The 15,099-nt window shown below is 56.6% G+C and carries 13 protein-coding genes and 1 other RNA gene; 7 read left to right on the plus strand and 7 right to left on the minus strand.

What is annotated here, in order from left to right; translation table 11 throughout:
* Positions 1–49: 49 nt before the first annotated feature.
* The 6 genes from WG938_RS01015 to WG938_RS01040 form a co-directional block, all read right to left on the minus strand.
* Positions 50–1,105: a zinc-binding dehydrogenase gene (locus tag WG938_RS01015; RefSeq protein WP_339976655.1), complete on the minus strand. Its 1,056-nt coding sequence runs from the start codon at positions 1,103–1,105 to the stop codon at positions 50–52.
* 3 nt (positions 1,106–1,108) lie between these two features.
* Entirely contained in the window at positions 1,109–1,771 is a 663-nt protein-coding gene (locus WG938_RS01020) for an HAD hydrolase-like protein (RefSeq protein ID WP_339976657.1), read from the minus strand.
* A 30-nt stretch (positions 1,772–1,801) separates the two neighbouring features.
* Positions 1,802–3,463 (minus strand): phosphonate ABC transporter, permease protein PhnE, encoded by a 1,662-nt coding sequence (gene phnE, locus WG938_RS01025; RefSeq protein WP_339976659.1) that lies wholly within the window; start codon positions 3,461–3,463, stop codon positions 1,802–1,804.
* Positions 3,464–4,279 carry a phosphonate ABC transporter ATP-binding protein gene (gene phnC / locus WG938_RS01030; RefSeq protein ID WP_339976661.1) on the minus strand — a complete coding sequence of 272 codons (816 nt, stop codon included), beginning with the start codon at positions 4,277–4,279 and terminating at the stop codon, positions 3,464–3,466.
* 27 nt (positions 4,280–4,306) lie between these two features.
* The gene (locus WG938_RS01035; protein ID WP_339976663.1) at positions 4,307–5,233 is read right to left on the minus strand and encodes a phosphate/phosphite/phosphonate ABC transporter substrate-binding protein; all 927 of its coding nucleotides are present in this window, start codon (positions 5,231–5,233) and stop codon (positions 4,307–4,309) included.
* 147 nt (positions 5,234–5,380) lie between these two features.
* Entirely contained in the window at positions 5,381–6,496 is a 1,116-nt protein-coding gene (locus WG938_RS01040) for a TIGR03364 family FAD-dependent oxidoreductase (RefSeq protein ID WP_339976664.1), read from the minus strand.
* 169 nt (positions 6,497–6,665) lie between these two features.
* Here WG938_RS01040 and WG938_RS01045 point away from each other — a divergent pair, with 169 nt between their 5' ends.
* The 7 genes from WG938_RS01045 to recR all read left to right on the plus strand — a co-directional run bounded on the left by WG938_RS01045 (position 6,666) and on the right by recR (position 13,529).
* A complete protein-coding gene (locus WG938_RS01045) occupies positions 6,666–7,418 on the plus strand; it encodes a GntR family transcriptional regulator (protein ID WP_339976665.1) in 753 nt (250 codons plus the stop codon).
* Between the two features lie 111 nt (positions 7,419–7,529).
* Positions 7,530–7,624: signal recognition particle sRNA small type (ffs, locus tag WG938_RS01050), an RNA gene on the plus strand.
* A 215-nt stretch (positions 7,625–7,839) separates the two neighbouring features.
* Entirely contained in the window at positions 7,840–9,111 is a 1,272-nt protein-coding gene (locus WG938_RS01055) for an aminotransferase class I/II-fold pyridoxal phosphate-dependent enzyme (RefSeq protein ID WP_339976666.1), read from the plus strand.
* A gap of 19 nt (positions 9,112–9,130) precedes the next feature.
* Positions 9,131–9,958 carry a hypothetical protein gene (locus tag WG938_RS01060; RefSeq protein WP_339976667.1) on the plus strand — a complete coding sequence of 276 codons (828 nt, stop codon included), beginning with the start codon at positions 9,131–9,133 and terminating at the stop codon, positions 9,956–9,958.
* Between the two features lie 51 nt (positions 9,959–10,009).
* A complete protein-coding gene (locus tag WG938_RS01065; protein ID WP_339976668.1) occupies positions 10,010–12,481 on the plus strand; it encodes a DNA polymerase III subunit gamma and tau in 2,472 nt (823 codons plus the stop codon).
* A gap of 75 nt (positions 12,482–12,556) precedes the next feature.
* The gene (locus tag WG938_RS01070; protein WP_339976670.1) at positions 12,557–12,886 is read left to right on the plus strand and encodes a YbaB/EbfC family nucleoid-associated protein; all 330 of its coding nucleotides are present in this window, start codon (positions 12,557–12,559) and stop codon (positions 12,884–12,886) included.
* Between the two features lie 4 nt (positions 12,887–12,890).
* Complete coding sequence (gene recR, locus WG938_RS01075) at positions 12,891–13,529, plus strand: recombination mediator RecR (RefSeq protein WP_339976672.1); 639 nt, start codon at positions 12,891–12,893, stop codon at positions 13,527–13,529.
* On the opposite strand, the gene WG938_RS01080 is transcribed toward recR, so the two are convergent.
* Entirely contained in the window at positions 13,522–15,063 is a 1,542-nt protein-coding gene (locus WG938_RS01080) for a hypothetical protein (protein WP_339976674.1), read from the minus strand. The genes recR and WG938_RS01080 overlap by 8 nt on opposite strands.
* Positions 15,064–15,099: the final 36 nt, after the last annotated feature.

Genomic DNA, 15,099 nt, shown 5'->3' on the forward strand with positions numbered 1-15,099 from the left:
AGCAAAACCCCCGCCAAGGCGGGGGTTTTGTTATTTTTCAGAAAGGCCGTCAGCTGTCGATTCGTATGGCTGTCCGCATCGTTTCGTTAGGTGGCGTGCTGAATGCGCCTGGAACGTCGCTAAGCGCAATCGGCTCGCCGATAACTTCGTCCCAGGGAATCGAGCTCGAAGCGAGAAAATCGACTGCTTGTTGAAGATGACGGGGCTCGTAGTTGTGGACGCCCGTAACTGTGCGCCAGCCACGCACAAGCCACTCCGGGTTGATCTGTGTATTCGGCGAGTCCGCAACGCTTCCCGCCAATACGGCGGTTCCTCCGATATCCAGTGGAGCGAGACACGCTTTCACACCAGCCGGCGTCCCCGAAAATTCTAGTGAGATATCGACCGATTCCGGTAGAGCAGTGGTGGCATACTCGTCCGGAGGCAGCGTTTCAGTAGCACCAACGTCGCGTGCCCAGCGAAGTCGCTCTTCGCTGAGATCGACGGCGATCACTGATGCTGCGCCATCTCGAACAGCGGCCTCAACTGCAATGAGCCCAAGCATGCCAACACCCATGACGACAACACGCTTGTTCTCGAACGTCTGCGCGGAAGTACACGCTGCTTCGCGCACAGCCATGACCGTTGCTCCGGCACAAGCAGAAACGGAAGCAGGAGCGTCAGCTAAGGCATCGGGCACGTCCACAACGAGTTGGTTTTTACGCAGCAGAATGTGGGTGGAATAGGTTCCCGAAAGTGGCCATTTACCGTGAATCGGTTCATGTCCCGTTTTGAGAACCTCCCTGCATTTTGCAGTGCGTCCAGACATGCAGCGATCGCACTGTAAGCACGGTGCGATCACCGAGAATGTCACACGCTGACCTACCACTAGATCGGGATTGCGAGTATCTTGTACGATTCCCACCCCCTCATGCCCCAAGATGCTCGGGCATGGTTGTGAACGGCGACCTGACACCGTGTGGCGGTCTGAACCGCACAGCGTCGACGTCGTTAAGCGAACAAGTGACTCGCCTTCGCCGAGAAGAGGCAAGGGAAGCGCGACAAATTCAAAATTCGACCCGCCAGCCCAGACTAGGGCGTTGACGGGCTCTGCAGGGAGGGTCATCTCTTAATCCAGGAGGGTGGTGATTTCGGCGGCAGAGGACAGGACATGATCTGCCCCGTATTCCGCGAACTGCTCTGAAGTAAGGTGCCCAGTTAGGACACCGACGCTGGTAACACCGGCACGCTGCGCAGAGAGGACATCTGCCTGGGTGTCACCGGAGCTAATGACCTCGGAAGTGTCAGTGATGTCGAGTTCATTCATCACTCGCTGAATCAACAGGGGCTCTGGGCGACCGGCAGAGACCTCGTCACCAGCTGCGGAGGCATCGATCATGCCCTTGTCCCAGCCCATGGCAGAGAGAATGAGGTCGGTGATCTCGCGGGAGAAGCCGGTGGTCAACGCGACCTTAACCCCACGGCTGCGGAGCTGTTTGAATATCTCCTCAATGCCTGGAATCGGCTCTGGTGGCTGCTCAGTGTACGTACGGGCGAGTTCTTCCCGGAACCACTGCCACGCACGTTCGTGAATCTCGTCTGTGACATCGATGCCACCAACCGAAAGCAGACGACCGATAGCCCAGTGCTTTTCGGTGCCCATGTATTCCTGGAAAGTCTCATCGGAAAAAGCTGCGCCTTCGCGTTCGACCGATGCGCGGAGGACTCGATAGACCTCATCGCGATCGTTCACAGTTGTTCCGGCCATGTCGAAAATGGCGAGTTTGTACATTGAGTTTCCTTCTTTAGAGGTTGGGGATGGCTATCGGACAGCTTTGCGAAGCCACATAGAAAGCGCTTCGACCAGCAGAACCACGATGACCATCAAGATGAGGATGTACGTGACTACATCAAACTGGTTGACACGAGAGGCGTTGAGCAGCTGGAAGCCGATGCCACCGGCTCCGACAACACCCAGCAAGGTGGCAGAGCGAATATTGGTGTCCAACAGGTACAGGGTGTGCGCGACGAACGCGGGCGCCGCCTGGCGGATAGTTGAAGCAAAGAAGATCTGAACTTCGCTGGCACCTGTAGTTCGTACTGCTTCCTGCACATCAACGTTGGTTTCTTCAAGCGAATCTGCAACGAGCTTCGACAACAGGCCGACTGCGCCGAGTGCAAGTGCAAGCGTTCCCGCTACCGCACCCAGACCGGAGATGACAACGAAGATGATCGCCAGAATCAGCTCAGGAATGCCTCGAATCACCACGATCAAGACGCGGAAAAAATTGTGTACCCACTTATTGGCCACAACATTCCGAGCAGCAAGAATGCCGATTGGTAGGGCAAGAATGGCACCGAGGAATGTCGCAGCGAAAGCAATCTGCAGGGTATCGAGCAGTAGCATGAAGATGTCCTCAGCGATACCGCCTGACGACGGTGGCAAGAACAGCCCCAACGTCGAGGGAAGTTCAGCTAGTCCCGTGAAGAATTGAGAAGCCGAAAGGTTTGTTTTCCCGAGGGCCGCGATAGTCAGGACGACGACTACCACGATGGTGAACAAGCGCTGGATACGCGCGAGGTTCCAGGGCGGATTCACAGAGGTAGTGGACGGGGCTGCGTTGTTGAAGAGCTTGTCTGCCCACGAGGATGTCTTTGACGTGGCACCTGACTTGCGCATGATGGCTGCTCGCAGCGCACCTGAGAGAAGCTCAACAGCAATACACAACACCAGCACGACAAATGCGAGCGCCATGCCTTGTCGGTAGTTCATCACTCGCAGGCTGTCCGCGATGGCCATACCAATGCCACCAACACCTACATAACCAAGCAGAACTGAGGTGCGAAGGTTGATGTCAAAGCGGTGCAGAGCAGTTGCGATGAGCTGCGGCAACAGAGCTTGCGGAATCGCTGACCAAATCTGCTGGCCACGGGTGCCACCGATTGACTCAATTGATTCACGCGGGCCGTCGTCAAGCTCTTCGATTGCATCGGAGTAGAGCTTCGCGACCATGCCAACAGAGTGAATACCCATTGCCAAGATGCCGCCGAGTGCCCCGAGACCAAACATGCGCATAAAGATGATTGCGAGTACGAGGTCGGGAATTGCTCGGGCCAGCACGATGACAGCGCGCGATGTCCATTGCACGCCACGACCAGTAGTTGTTGGCCGGGCAGCCCAGAGCGCTACGGGGATGGAAAGGATTACGGACAGGAGCGTCGCCAAGAAGACGATTGCAAGAGTCTCGAAAATCATGCTTGCGAGTTCCGCCGCTGGCGGAAACTCGAGAGGGAACATTCGCGCTACGAAATTGGACGCATTGTCAGCGGATTCGGCCAGCGTGGCGATGTTGATGCCAATTGACTGAACCGACCAGGCACCAACCACCACAAGAAGCAGCAGCACAAGCGAAGCTGCAATGCCGTTGACATTCTTTTTTGGCTTTGGTGGTGCCTGAACAGGAACCCGAGTCAGAGTGCTCATTTATGCCTCCGCAGTAATTGATTCAGCGGGGACAACTGCAACGGACTCATAGATCTCCGTTGCGGTTTCGGCAGACATTCCTTCGGTCGAGCGATCAAAACCAACGCGACCGGACTGGAGTCCGACGATACGGTCAGCGAAATCGATGGCCAACTGAACCTGGTGGAGCGACGCAATGACCGTCAGATTATCTTCGCGACAGATTTGCTCGAGAAGCGTAATGACAGAGTTGGATGACACCGGGTCGAGTGCGGCGACGGGTTCGTCGGCAAGCAGGATCTTTGGATGCTGCATCAAAGCGCGAGCAATGGCAGCACGCTGCTGCTGACCGCCAGACAAAGTATCTGCACGTTGATGAGCGCGATCTGCAAGTCCCACGCGATCGAGGACTTCGAGTGCCTCCTGCTTGATTGCCTTTGGGTACATCATCAAAGACAGACGAGGGCCCTTGAGCGAGCCAAGTGCGCCGGTGCAGACGTTTTCCAGCACAGACATAGGTCCAACGAGGTTGAAAGACTGGAAGATGACTCCGATATCTTTACGGAGGTCACGGAGTTCACGCTTGTTGAGCGTGTCAACGTCCTGACCCAGGACTCGGATCGTGCCCTGTGACGGGGTGTGCAAGCCATTGATGTGGCGCAAAAGGGTGGACTTGCCGGAACCGGACAAACCGAGAAGAACAGTGATTTCTCCAGTGCGGAAACCCAGCTTCACGTTGTCGAGGCCGAGAACACCGCCACCAAAGTCCTTGGTGACATTCTGAATCTGGACGGCATACTGTGCATCGACTTCGCGCTGCAGCTCAGGAGTCAACATGAGGAAAATCCTTCGACTAGATGGTGGCTACGAAACTGCTTCGCAAGCGTCTGCCTTGGTGACCTTGCAGATTTCACGAATGGAATCGAAGTCAGAGTCGTTGACCTCGAGGTATCCCCACTCGATCTCTTCTGGCAGGGTGCAGTCTTCCTCAGACGTGCAGATTCCAGCTTCAACCAGCGCAGGCTTGTTTGCCTTTTCACGGAGCGCCTTGGTGATGATGTCTGCAGTTTCAGCATCGACAGTGTCGGTGTTGACAGCGATCGGGTCTTCGGTGATCGGGTCAGATTCCCAAATCGACTTCAGCGAGCCCTTGTCGACCTGGCCGGACTTCTCAAGCGTAGAGAGCATGGTGTCATGAGCGAATGCAACGTCACAGCCACCGTCGTTCAAGGTGATCAGCGAAGCATCGTGGCCACCGGCCATGATGGCATCCAGGTCGGAATCCATATTGATCTTCTCGTCCATCAGCCCCTTCATTGGCACGAGGTAGCCCGACGTCGAACCTGGGTCGACGAAGCAAACCTTCTTGCCCTTGAGGTCCTTCAGGGACTTGATGTCAGAATCCTTCTTGACGTAGGCGAGAGAGGTGTAAGCAGGAGCCTTAGATTCGTCGCTGGTCGGAGCCGCAATTGGACTAATTGGAACTCCGGAGTCCTTTGCGATGACGTACGAGAATGGGCCATACGAGGCGAGATCGATCTTGCCTGCGCGCTGTCCCTCGATGACCGCTGCGTAGTCAGAGGCGTTCTGGAACTCAACCTTCTTGCCAGTTTCCTTCTCAATCAGCTTGGCAAGGTTCTCGAAGTCAGACTGGAGGGACTGGGAGGATTCAGCGGGAACTGCAGCGAATGTGATGGTGTCATCTCCTGCAGCGTCATTGGAGCCGGAGCCACATGCAACGAGAAGTGGCGCGGTGATTGCGAGTGCGGCGAAAAACTTGGTGAACTTCATGATGGACCCTTCGTGGAGGCGGGGAGGGGGAGCGGAACAGCGAATAGTCGGTCGGTGGGCGTTCCATACAACAGTGATTCTTGCCTGGAACTTTTAACTTGTCTAGTCGAGTGGCGAGAATTCATATACAAGTAATCCGGTGTTCATTTAGGCTCTGGTTGGGATCTGCCCATTGAGGGCGAGATCGGCTACGCCAAACGACATCGTCATACCAATTCCAGACGTAACTACGAGGACAGTTGTCTGGGGGTCGGGTTGCTTTAGCACCAGGTTTGTTGAGCGGGAATCTGAATAGCGACCCTGCCAGCGCTGAATCACACGTGGATTCTTAATGCCGAAATATTCGGTGGCTTTATCAATGAGAAGTTGAGATTGCTCCTGGTCAATGAAAGGTTCGGGCGAAAGATCGTACTCGTGTGAGTCTCCGATAAAGAGGCCTTCTGTAATGCCCGTTGCCATCAAATTTGCGATGTGGCCGACCAGCTCGGGTTCCCGCTGGGCGAGCTCAGATTTGAGTGCGTCGATGCTGGTCATCGTGGAGAAACCGTCATAGCGGGCAAGGGATGTGCCCGTGAAGAGGGCAATGTCTGAGCGAATGCGTTCAGGTCGCTCAATGAGAGCCATTGTCAGGGTGCAGATGCGAACTTCATGCTCATCAGCTAGTTCAGGGAAGAGTTGAGTGAGGAAGTAATTTGGGCAGCAAATGACGCGCTCAGCTTCGAAGTCGCCGCGGTTTGTGTGTGCGATTCCGTGGGCGGTGCTGCGCACCTCGTGTCGCCAATTGAAGCTGACACCTTGCTCTTCGAGCCAGTTGGCGATACGTGGCGCTGCTTCGCGGGGGTTGACGCGCATGTCGAGCGGCAAATGGGCACCACCTAGGCATTGCAGTTCGGGGTTTCCGATTGCCCCAGCAACTGAGGTGGAATCCAGCAAGGTTACCTGTTCGGAACCACGGTGATCTGCGAATTCCTCAAGTACTTGCATTTCGGTTTGGGTCATTGCCGGGATGTAGGTTCCGGATTGAGCGGCCCACAGTCCAGTTTTCTCTGCCGCCTGGAGCCAGCCATTGCGGGAGGTCAGAGCGATATCCTGAACGTCGTCAGCCTGACCTGTAAAGCAGGCGTGGCCAAAATTCATGATGGAGGAGCCGACAGGGCGTTCGGATCGGTCAATCACGCGCACTGAAAGACCTTGATTGTGGGCTAGGAAGGCGGTTGCAAGTCCAATGATTCCGCCACCAATGACGATGAGATCTGTTTTCACATCTTCTATTGTGGCTACTTGTGTACCCGCATGTCTATACCTGACTAGACAAGTTGGTCAACTGTTAACCAAAATGTAACCTAGTTTGTCTGAGGTTTGATTAAGATAGTAGCGAGATAGGCCAGTTTGGCAAACAAATTCTTGGCCCCGGAAAGGCTTGTACAGAGTAGTGTCTAGACGTCAACAGCATCAGGAGATCGCCGCGCATCTGCGGAAACAGATACGTGCCGGTGAATTGGCTCCAGGCTCTGCCATTCCATCGGAGTCAGAGCTGTGCAGACAATTTGATTGTGCGCGGGGCACTATTCGGCAAGCGATCTCGACGTTAAGAAACGAAGGACTTGTTTCATCAGGGCAGGGCCGGCGCACCCGTGTGTTAGACACCGTCCCCACGCAGTCGTTCGATGGTGTTATCTCGTTTTCTCAATGGTGTCAGAATTCCGGTGTTGAGCCTGGTCAGCATACGCAATGGGTAACTCGACGGCGAGCTGGAGCTGAGCTCGCTGCACATCTTGAGATTTCGGATTCAGACCAGATCGTGTCGGTTTTTAGACTGCGATTGATGGATGGCGAGCCAGCAATGGTGGAGCGCCTTAATTACCCGCTCGAAGTTGGCCAACATGTTTTGACGTTTGATACCGATTCCGGTTCTATTTACCGTCACCTCACGGAGTCGGGAGTGGATATCTCATACGCCACGCGAACTATTGACGCTGTGGCTGCGAATACGGAGGACGCAGAGCTTCTTGGAGTGCAAGAGGGAACTCCTTTACTGCGAGTACGTCGTCGAGCGTTTGCTCTCGATGGCACTCCGGTCGAAGCATCTGACGATCGATACCTTTCTCATATGGCCAGCTTCACGGTCACGACTGTGCGAGGTAACCCATCTCCCATTTCGATGGTGACCGCTGGAGAAGAGTAGGGAGGCGGAACTTCGCGCCCTACTTTTCATATGCCTTTTGCTTTACGACGCCCGTCGCCCAAGCTGCCCGCCGAGACTTGGTAGGCCGTCTGCGATGTAGTAGCATCGGAGTCCGGATCCCATGTGGCGTCCATCTCGTGAACTCCCCCAGGGCAGGAATGCAGCAAGGGTCAGCGGGCTCTGGCGGGTACGTGGGGTCCCCTTTTTTGTTTGGGTCCCGTTTCTTCGGTTTCCGGCTTTCTTGGCCTGCTGTGTCAATAATGTGTCATTTGCTCTATCTTTTAGGGTGCAGTGGTTTTTATTTGACGCAGTTCATTCGCGCAGCTCGTCTAGCTACGAGCTCATCCAACTCGCGTCTTACTTTGAACCTCGCAGCCACGTACATGGCAATCCCGATTGTTAGAAGTTAAGGAAGCGTGACATGAAGCTCGATTCGTTTGATTCGCACGAACTCGCTGCTCAGAAGGATGAGCTGCTCAAGCAGTACGAGGACCTGAAAGCTCGAAATCTGAAGCTGAATCTCACGCGCGGTAAGCCTTCCGCAGAGCAGCTCGATTTCGCTAACGACGTGTTGTCCCTGCCTGGGGCGGACTTCACCACTGCTGCAGGCGAAGATGCCCGCAATTACGGCAACGCCGAGGGCATTATCGACATCCGTCAGATCTGGGCAGACCTCATGGGTCTTCCAGTCGAGAACGTGCTGGCAGGCGACGCTTCCAGCCTTAACATTCAGTTCGACCTGATTTCCTGGGCAATGCAGTTCGGCACCCAGGACTCGGAGCGCCCATGGGGCGAGGAACCAGTTCTGAAGTGGATTTGCCCGGTTCCTGGTTACGATCGTCACTTCTCCATTACTCAGCACTTCGGTTTCGAAATGATCACCGTGCCTTTGCTCGAGGATGGACCTGACATGGACATCGTCGAAAAGCTTGTTGCTGCGGACCCGCAGATCAAGGGCATGTGGAACGTTCCTGTGTTCTCGAACCCAACGGGTGTGACGTACTCGGAGGAGACCTGCCGCCGTCTCGCGGAGATGCCAACGGCTGCGCCTGATTTCCGCCTGATCTGGGACAATGCGTATGCGGTGCACACGCTTACCGACGAGTTCCCGGAGAACTACAACGTCATCAAGATGGCGGAGGAAGCCGGTAATCCGAATCGTTTCTGGGTGTTTACGTCGACGTCGAAGATTACGTTGGCGGGCGCGGGCGTGGCGTTTTACATGTCCTCGCGCGAGAACTTGGACGATTACCTGAAGCACTCGAATATTCGTGGCATTGGTCCGAACAAGATCAATCAGCTGGCTCATGCGAAGTTCTTTGGCGATGTGGAGGGTGTGAAGGCGCAGATGCGTCGTCATGCTGGGTCGCTGGCTCCGAAGTTCGAGAAGGTGTTGAGCATTCTGGATGAGCGCCTGTCTGCGTACGGAGTTGCCGAGTGGACGAAGCCTGCTGGTGGCTACTTCATTTCATTGGATGTCGTTGATGGCACGGCTGCTCGTGTCGTTGAGTTGGCGAAGGAAGCGGGCATTGCGCTGACGGGCTCGGGTTCGTCGTTCCCATTGAAGGACGATCCGAACGATCGCAATATCCGCTTGGCTCCATCGCTGCCTCCGATGGAGGAGTTGGAGGCTGCTATGGATGGCGTCGCTACCTGTGTGTTGTTGGCGGCTGCAGAAAAGCTGTCGGAATAGCGATTAGACTCGGCTCACAATGAATTTCGAAGAGACGAAGTACTGGTACGGTCAGATTTTCCCGGGTGACATGCAGCTTTCAGAGCATGCCGGGCGCGTTTTCGGCGTGGGTCGTTTCGATGTGTGGGGCGACGCGGCTCCAGTGCAGATCGCCGAGTTTTCGGTGAGCGACACTGATTCCGCCGTTGCTACCGCGAATTTGAGTCGAGTTGATTACGAGTTGCGCACGCCTGATCAGCAGGATGTGCGTGTGGAACTCGTGATGGTGGGGTCGAAGGAACTGCCGTTACACGAGATTCTTGCGACCGCTGCGGGCATGATTTCGGAAGCTCCGACGCAGTGGTATCCGCAGCCTGGTCGTGTTCTCACGCATGCGATCACTACGGCGGTGAGCGCGTTGCTCCATGCTGATGATGAAGTTCGTGGCAAGCATGGTTCTGGTGCCAGCGATGATGACGCGGTTGCACCTCTTACTCCCATGGCAGCTCCAGATGCTGCGCAGACTGGTGTCACCACACCACATTTGCTCTGCATCGTGCCGTCGCTGTGGAGCCAGGGTGCCCCGCAGGTGACTGAAGTTCCCGGCCAGGTGTCGATGAGCGTGGGTGATTCGAAGTCACCAGGTGGTCGCATTACGACGATGTCGCAGCTCATCCCCATCACCAACGATGAGGCCGAGTTCTTGGCTCACCATCCATCGGTGACAGCTGCGGAGGGTAGTGCGGAGGCTGATCCGTTAGCGAAAGCTGGCGTGTATTCGATGGCTGCGCAGGATTTGATGCACAAGTTTGTCGCTGCGGGCACTGACCTGCGCGACCTTACGCGTGAGAGTGTCACTGACCTATAACTGTTCGAGCAGTCTCGGTGAGCGTTCCACGCTAACCGGTAGGCTAGGCACGTGGCTCTGTACAGGAAGTATCGTCCGTCGACGTTTGCCGAGGTAGTAGGCCAGCAGCACGTTACCGAACCGCTGTCGCTGGCTCTGGAATCCCGCGATTCTCAAGGTCGGCCTGACCGTATCAATCACGCGTATCTGTTTTCAGGTCCGCGTGGTTGCGGTAAGACGTCGTCGGCACGCATTTTGGCTCGTAGTTTGAATTGCGAGCATGGCCCTACGCCCTCGCCCTGTGGCAAGTGTGCTTCTTGTCTTGCGTTGGCTGCTGGTGGCCCGGGCAATTTGGATGTCACGGAGCTGGATGCAGCGTCGCACAATGGCGTGGAAGATATGCGCGATTTGCGGGATACGGCGATTATTCAGCCGGCCGAGTCGCGGTATCGCATTTTTGTGATCGACGAGGCTCACATGATTACGTCGGCAGGTTTCAATGCCTTGCTGAAGATTGTGGAGGAGCCGCCGGAGCATTTGATCTTTATCTTTGCGACGACTGAGCCGGAAAGGGTGCTTCCTACGATTCGGTCGCGTACGCATCATTACCCGTTCCGTTTGTTAACCCCGAATGATATGCGTGGCTTGTTGCAGAGCGTAGTCGCGCACGAGGGTGTGCACGTAGCGGATGATGTGTATCCGCTGGTGATTAGTGCGGGTGGTGGTTCGCCACGTGACTCGCTGTCGGTGCTGGATCAGCTGGTGGCGGGTGCTGGCCCGGATGGTGTTACGTACGAGGTAGCGGCGCCGCTGCTTGGTGTGACAGAGGAGACGTTGCTGTCGGAGTCGGTCGATGCGTTGGCGTCGGGCGATCGTGCTGCGATTTTCGATGTCATTGATCGGGTTGTTCAGTCTGGTCAGGATCCGAAGCGGTATGCGGAGGACATGCTAAAGCGCGTCCGCGATCTGCTTGTGTTGTCGGCGCTTCCGTCTGCGCAGGAACAGGGGCTGGTGGACGTTCCGGCTGATCTGGTGCCTGTCCTTATCGAGCAGACGAAGGCAGTGCCTGTTGGCACGCTGACTCGGTTCGCCCAAGTACTGAACGATGGTTTGTCTCGTTTCCGGGGCGCTACCTCGCCGCGGCTGTTGCTTGAGGTGATGTGCGTGCGCATGTTGCTGCCTGCTGCCGAGGATTCGGTAGAGGCGCTATGGCAGCGTGTCGAGGCTCTGGAACGGGGAATTCCCGCCGGTGGTGGGGCAAGTGCGGGTGCATCTCCGGCTGCTTCACAGGCTGCAGGATTCGGCGCCAAGGAAGAGCCAGAATCTTCAATGCCATCGATGGATGATGTGCCGACTGTCGACGAAAACGGTCGACCATTGTCGGCGTTGCAGCGTGCTCGGTTAGCTCGTCAGCGTCAGCAAGGCGGCGCAGCGGAGACTCCTAAGCCAGCTGCCCAGCCAGCTCCTGAGCCGGTGCCAACTCCTGAGCCAAAGCCAGCGCAACCAGCCCAGACCGCTCAATCAGAGCAGCTGCGAAAGTTGGCGGAGGCTCGGGAAGCAACCAAGCGGATGCAAGAGTTGGCGCGCGAACAGGAGCGTGCCGAGCGCGAACGCATGGCAATGGAGCGCGAAGCCGCAACTCGTCGTGCCGATGCGGGCGAGGCTGCTGAAATTGTCACGGAAGCAGCAGCAGAAGTAGAGGCCGTCGCTCCAGTTCAGCCCGCGCTGACTATTGACGATATTCAGGAAACCTGGTCTGACATTCTGGCCGCAACGGATGGTGAACATGCCATGCCTGTTCGTGTTCTTGCAGCTCAGGCGCGCCCCCTATCATTGGATGAAGCCAATAATCTGTTGGTCATCGCGCATCACACGGGAGCGTTGGCGAATCGCCTCAACGCCCCTGAGTATGCAGCGACCTTGGCTCGCGCGATCCAGCAGCACCACCACATCGATGTCCGCGTGCAGTGCCAAGTTGGTACGCGAGCCCGCGATCATCAGGCACCATCGACGACTCCTCCTGACGACGAACCTTCAAGAACTCAACCCGCCGCCACGCGGGAAGTGATGCCGGAAGGACTGCGTCGTCAAGTAGAAGCAGTGCGGAAGCAAGCGGCGGCTGCTGAGGCGCAACCCGAGCAGAACCCGATGCCGGCGCAGTCGGCAACTCCAGCGCAGTCGGCGGAGAAAATGCCGCGGTATAAGCAGATTCTGGAGCGTCGGCGTCAGCAGGCGGAGGCAGAGCGGGCTCAGCAGGAGCAGAGTCATGAGGCGAGGTTGCGCAAGATCGCTGAGGCGAAGGCGCGCGCTGGGCAGCCAGCGGACGATGGAGTGCCGTTGCCACCAGAACCTGTCGATGACGTGCCACCTGATGATTACGGCTACGAACAGCCCGTCGCTGAGCCACCGGTAGAAACATCAGCTGGCGATGAGGAAGCCGAGATGATCGCAGCGGCTCAGAACCCTGGCCAGTTGGACCACCGCGACATGAAGGAAGTTGTCATGGAGCTGTTGGAGCGGGAGCTCGGCGCGAAACCGATGTAGCAAGCGCGCCCTCGCACCAAATCCGCGAGGGTCGCTAGAATCAGCAGTTAAAAGCAGCGAAAGTTAGGAATTACAGTGACTCAGCCAGATATGAACGCAATCCTTCAGCAGGCTCAGCAGATGCAGGCGCAGCTGCAGGCAGCTCAGCAGGAAATCGTTGCCACCACCATCGAGGGTGAAGCAGGCAATGGCTTGGTCAAGCTGGCTATGAAGGGCTCGGGCGAGGTCACCAACATCGCTATCGATCCGAAGATCGTTGATCCAGAAGATGTCGAGACCCTGCAGGATCTCGTACTCGCAGCGTTCCAGGACGCAACCTCGAAGGTACAGTCTCTGGCTGACGAGAAGATGGGTCCACTGTCTCAGGGCTTCGGCGGCCTGGGCGACATGGGCGGCATGTTCTAAAAAATTGTTTGAAGGACCATTACAGGACCTCATCGACGAGTTTTCTCGCCTGCCCGGAATTGGACCTAAAAGCGCCCAGCGCATCGCATTTCACCTGCTGAAAGCAGATCCCGAGGACATTTCGCGCCTCCAGTCTGCGCTCGGCCGGGTCCGCGAGGGCGTCCAGTTCTGTCGCATTTGTGGGAATATTTCCGAGGATGAGGTGTGTCGCTATTGTGGCGACCATCGTCGTGAGGCTGGTTTGGTGTGTGTCGTCGAGGAAGCCCGCGATATCCAAGCTATCGAGCGCACCGGTGAGTTCCACGGCCGCTACCACGTGCTCGGTGGCGCGCTTGATCCGCTTGGCGGCATCGGCCCCAATGAGCTCAATGTGCGCACGCTACTGCAGCGCATTGGCGGGGTACTTGACGACGTCGCGGTCGACGGCGAACCCGCGAAGAGGCCCGAGATTCATGAGGTCATCATCGCGACCGACCCGAACACTGAAGGCGAAGCAACTGCGACGTATCTTGCTCGTTTGTTGAAGGACTTTCCGGGTTTGAAGGTCACTCGGTTGGCATCTGGCATGCCACTTGGTGGCGACTTGGAGTTCGTCGACGAGCTGACATTGTCTCGCGCGTTAACCGGGCGATTGACTATTTAACGACGGGGCTTCCCGGGTCAGGGCTTTCAGGGGCAGTACCGTCAGTGCCCCCGCCATTCATGATGCCTTCTTCGCCGTACAAACCCAGCCGGATGGCTTCTTCGTCGGCGGCTGCGGCCTCTGCCTTCGACCGTGCAGGCGGGCGCAATTCGGCGATGGAGTATTGCCCACGCACAGCGTCAATATCGAGAAGATGCTCGAGTGCGCCCCGTCGAATAGCTGCCGAGGAGAGCTGCGAAGCTTCGGGCAGTCGCTCCATCCGGAACCAGTGAATCGCCTGCATCAGCATTTCAGCGGGGCCGAACTGGAAGCGTGTGAAGCGGAACCACAGTGCGGTGATTGTCCAGTCTGCAAGTGCGATGAGAGCGATGAAAACCATTGCTCGCCCCCATGCCTGGGTCGATGATCCGGAGATCCCCAGATGGTCGATGATGGCGTAGCCACTGGTCCCCAGCGGTACGCGGAAGACGTTCACTGCAATGAGTGCTGCCAGGTAGTTTGTCAGGGGCGCTTTGCCGAGCACTCCGACAGTGACCATCAGCATTTTCTTCAATGGGGTCGACATCGCCACCATGACGATGAATAGATACGTAGTGCACATTACGACGCCGGCAACCGTGTTGGCAGACAGGACGTCGGACGTGACTGTCGGTTGCAGACCTAGCTCGTAGTTCGACATGATCTGCCAGTACAGCGCGGCCAATGTCATCGGGATGAGCACCAGCAGCCCCATCGCTGGAATCCATGGCCTTGTTCGCACGAACCAGGGGATTCGGAGTAGCGCCAGGCCGAAACCCACCATTAAGAATCCGGCCATCGATAGTTCCACACTGCCGAATAGGGCTGCTGTAACTGCGAGGGGTGCGCCGATGATCGTAATGGCACGTCGTTGCCATTTCATTGGCAGTAGCAGAAGTGGAATCACAAAAAAGAGCCCGGAGATTGCGAAGCCGATCATGACATTGTCAGGCACGGCGACGGCTAGCGGAATTCCCAATGTAATCAGCATCAAGATGCCTCGGTAAAGCATTTGCTCAGGGAATTTTGCCGCTCGTCGAATTTGCATCCAGACGAAAGCTAATCCGGTTCCAAGAATGAGACCCAGGAGTGGGAAAACGCGGTTGAACACAAAGAGGTCAAGGAAGCGAATGACAACGTTTCCGTCGATATCGAAACTCAAGACATCCATGATGGTGCTCATTGCGATGCCAAAGCGCTCCAACGAGCTGGCACTTGCCTGAATCCATCCATCAGCATCTGATACATGTCCAACAACTCGGTCAACTTCAAGTCCCCACAGAGCTGGGAAGGTGCCAAAGAACAGCCCGAGGATGAGGAATCCCCGAAGTACCCATGCTTCTTCGAGCTGGTACGAGGAGTCGATCAGTGCTTTACCGTCGGAGTCGAGGAATGCACGACGATCCATCATCTCGACGAAAGCGGCCTTGAACCGGGCCCACCTGCCATGCAGGAGCCGCCCTGACGACTTTTCGTCGCCAGGGGAGGTAGAACCACCTGGTACATTCCGGTCCATGACTGCGCTCTTTAAGAGTGGTTGTCGTGTCACGAC

Origin of the sequence: Corynebacterium sp. H113 (assembly GCF_037572315.1) — a bacterium.
Taxonomy (GTDB): Bacteria; Actinomycetota; Actinomycetes; order Mycobacteriales; family Mycobacteriaceae; genus Corynebacterium.

Excerpts from the sequence above, each read along its gene's own strand:
- WG938_RS01055 (WP_339976666.1), top strand. The coding sequence starts at position 7,840 with ATGAAGCTCGATTCGTTTGATTCGCACGAACTCGCTGCTCAGAAGGAT.
- phnC (WP_339976661.1), bottom strand. The coding sequence starts at position 4,279 with ATGTTGACTCCTGAGCTGCAGCGCGAAGTCGATGCACAGTATGCCGTC.
- WG938_RS01035 (WP_339976663.1), bottom strand. The coding sequence starts at position 5,233 with ATGAAGTTCACCAAGTTTTTCGCCGCACTCGCAATCACCGCGCCACTT.
- WG938_RS01015 (WP_339976655.1), bottom strand. The coding sequence starts at position 1,105 with ATGACCCTCCCTGCAGAGCCCGTCAACGCCCTAGTCTGGGCTGGCGGG.
- WG938_RS01080 (WP_339976674.1), bottom strand. The coding sequence starts at position 15,063 with ATGGACCGGAATGTACCAGGTGGTTCTACCTCCCCTGGCGACGAAAAG.
- WG938_RS01020 (WP_339976657.1), bottom strand. The coding sequence starts at position 1,771 with ATGTACAAACTCGCCATTTTCGACATGGCCGGAACAACTGTGAACGAT.
- WG938_RS01060 (WP_339976667.1), top strand. The coding sequence starts at position 9,131 with ATGAATTTCGAAGAGACGAAGTACTGGTACGGTCAGATTTTCCCGGGT.
- phnE (WP_339976659.1), bottom strand. The coding sequence starts at position 3,463 with ATGAGCACTCTGACTCGGGTTCCTGTTCAGGCACCACCAAAGCCAAAA.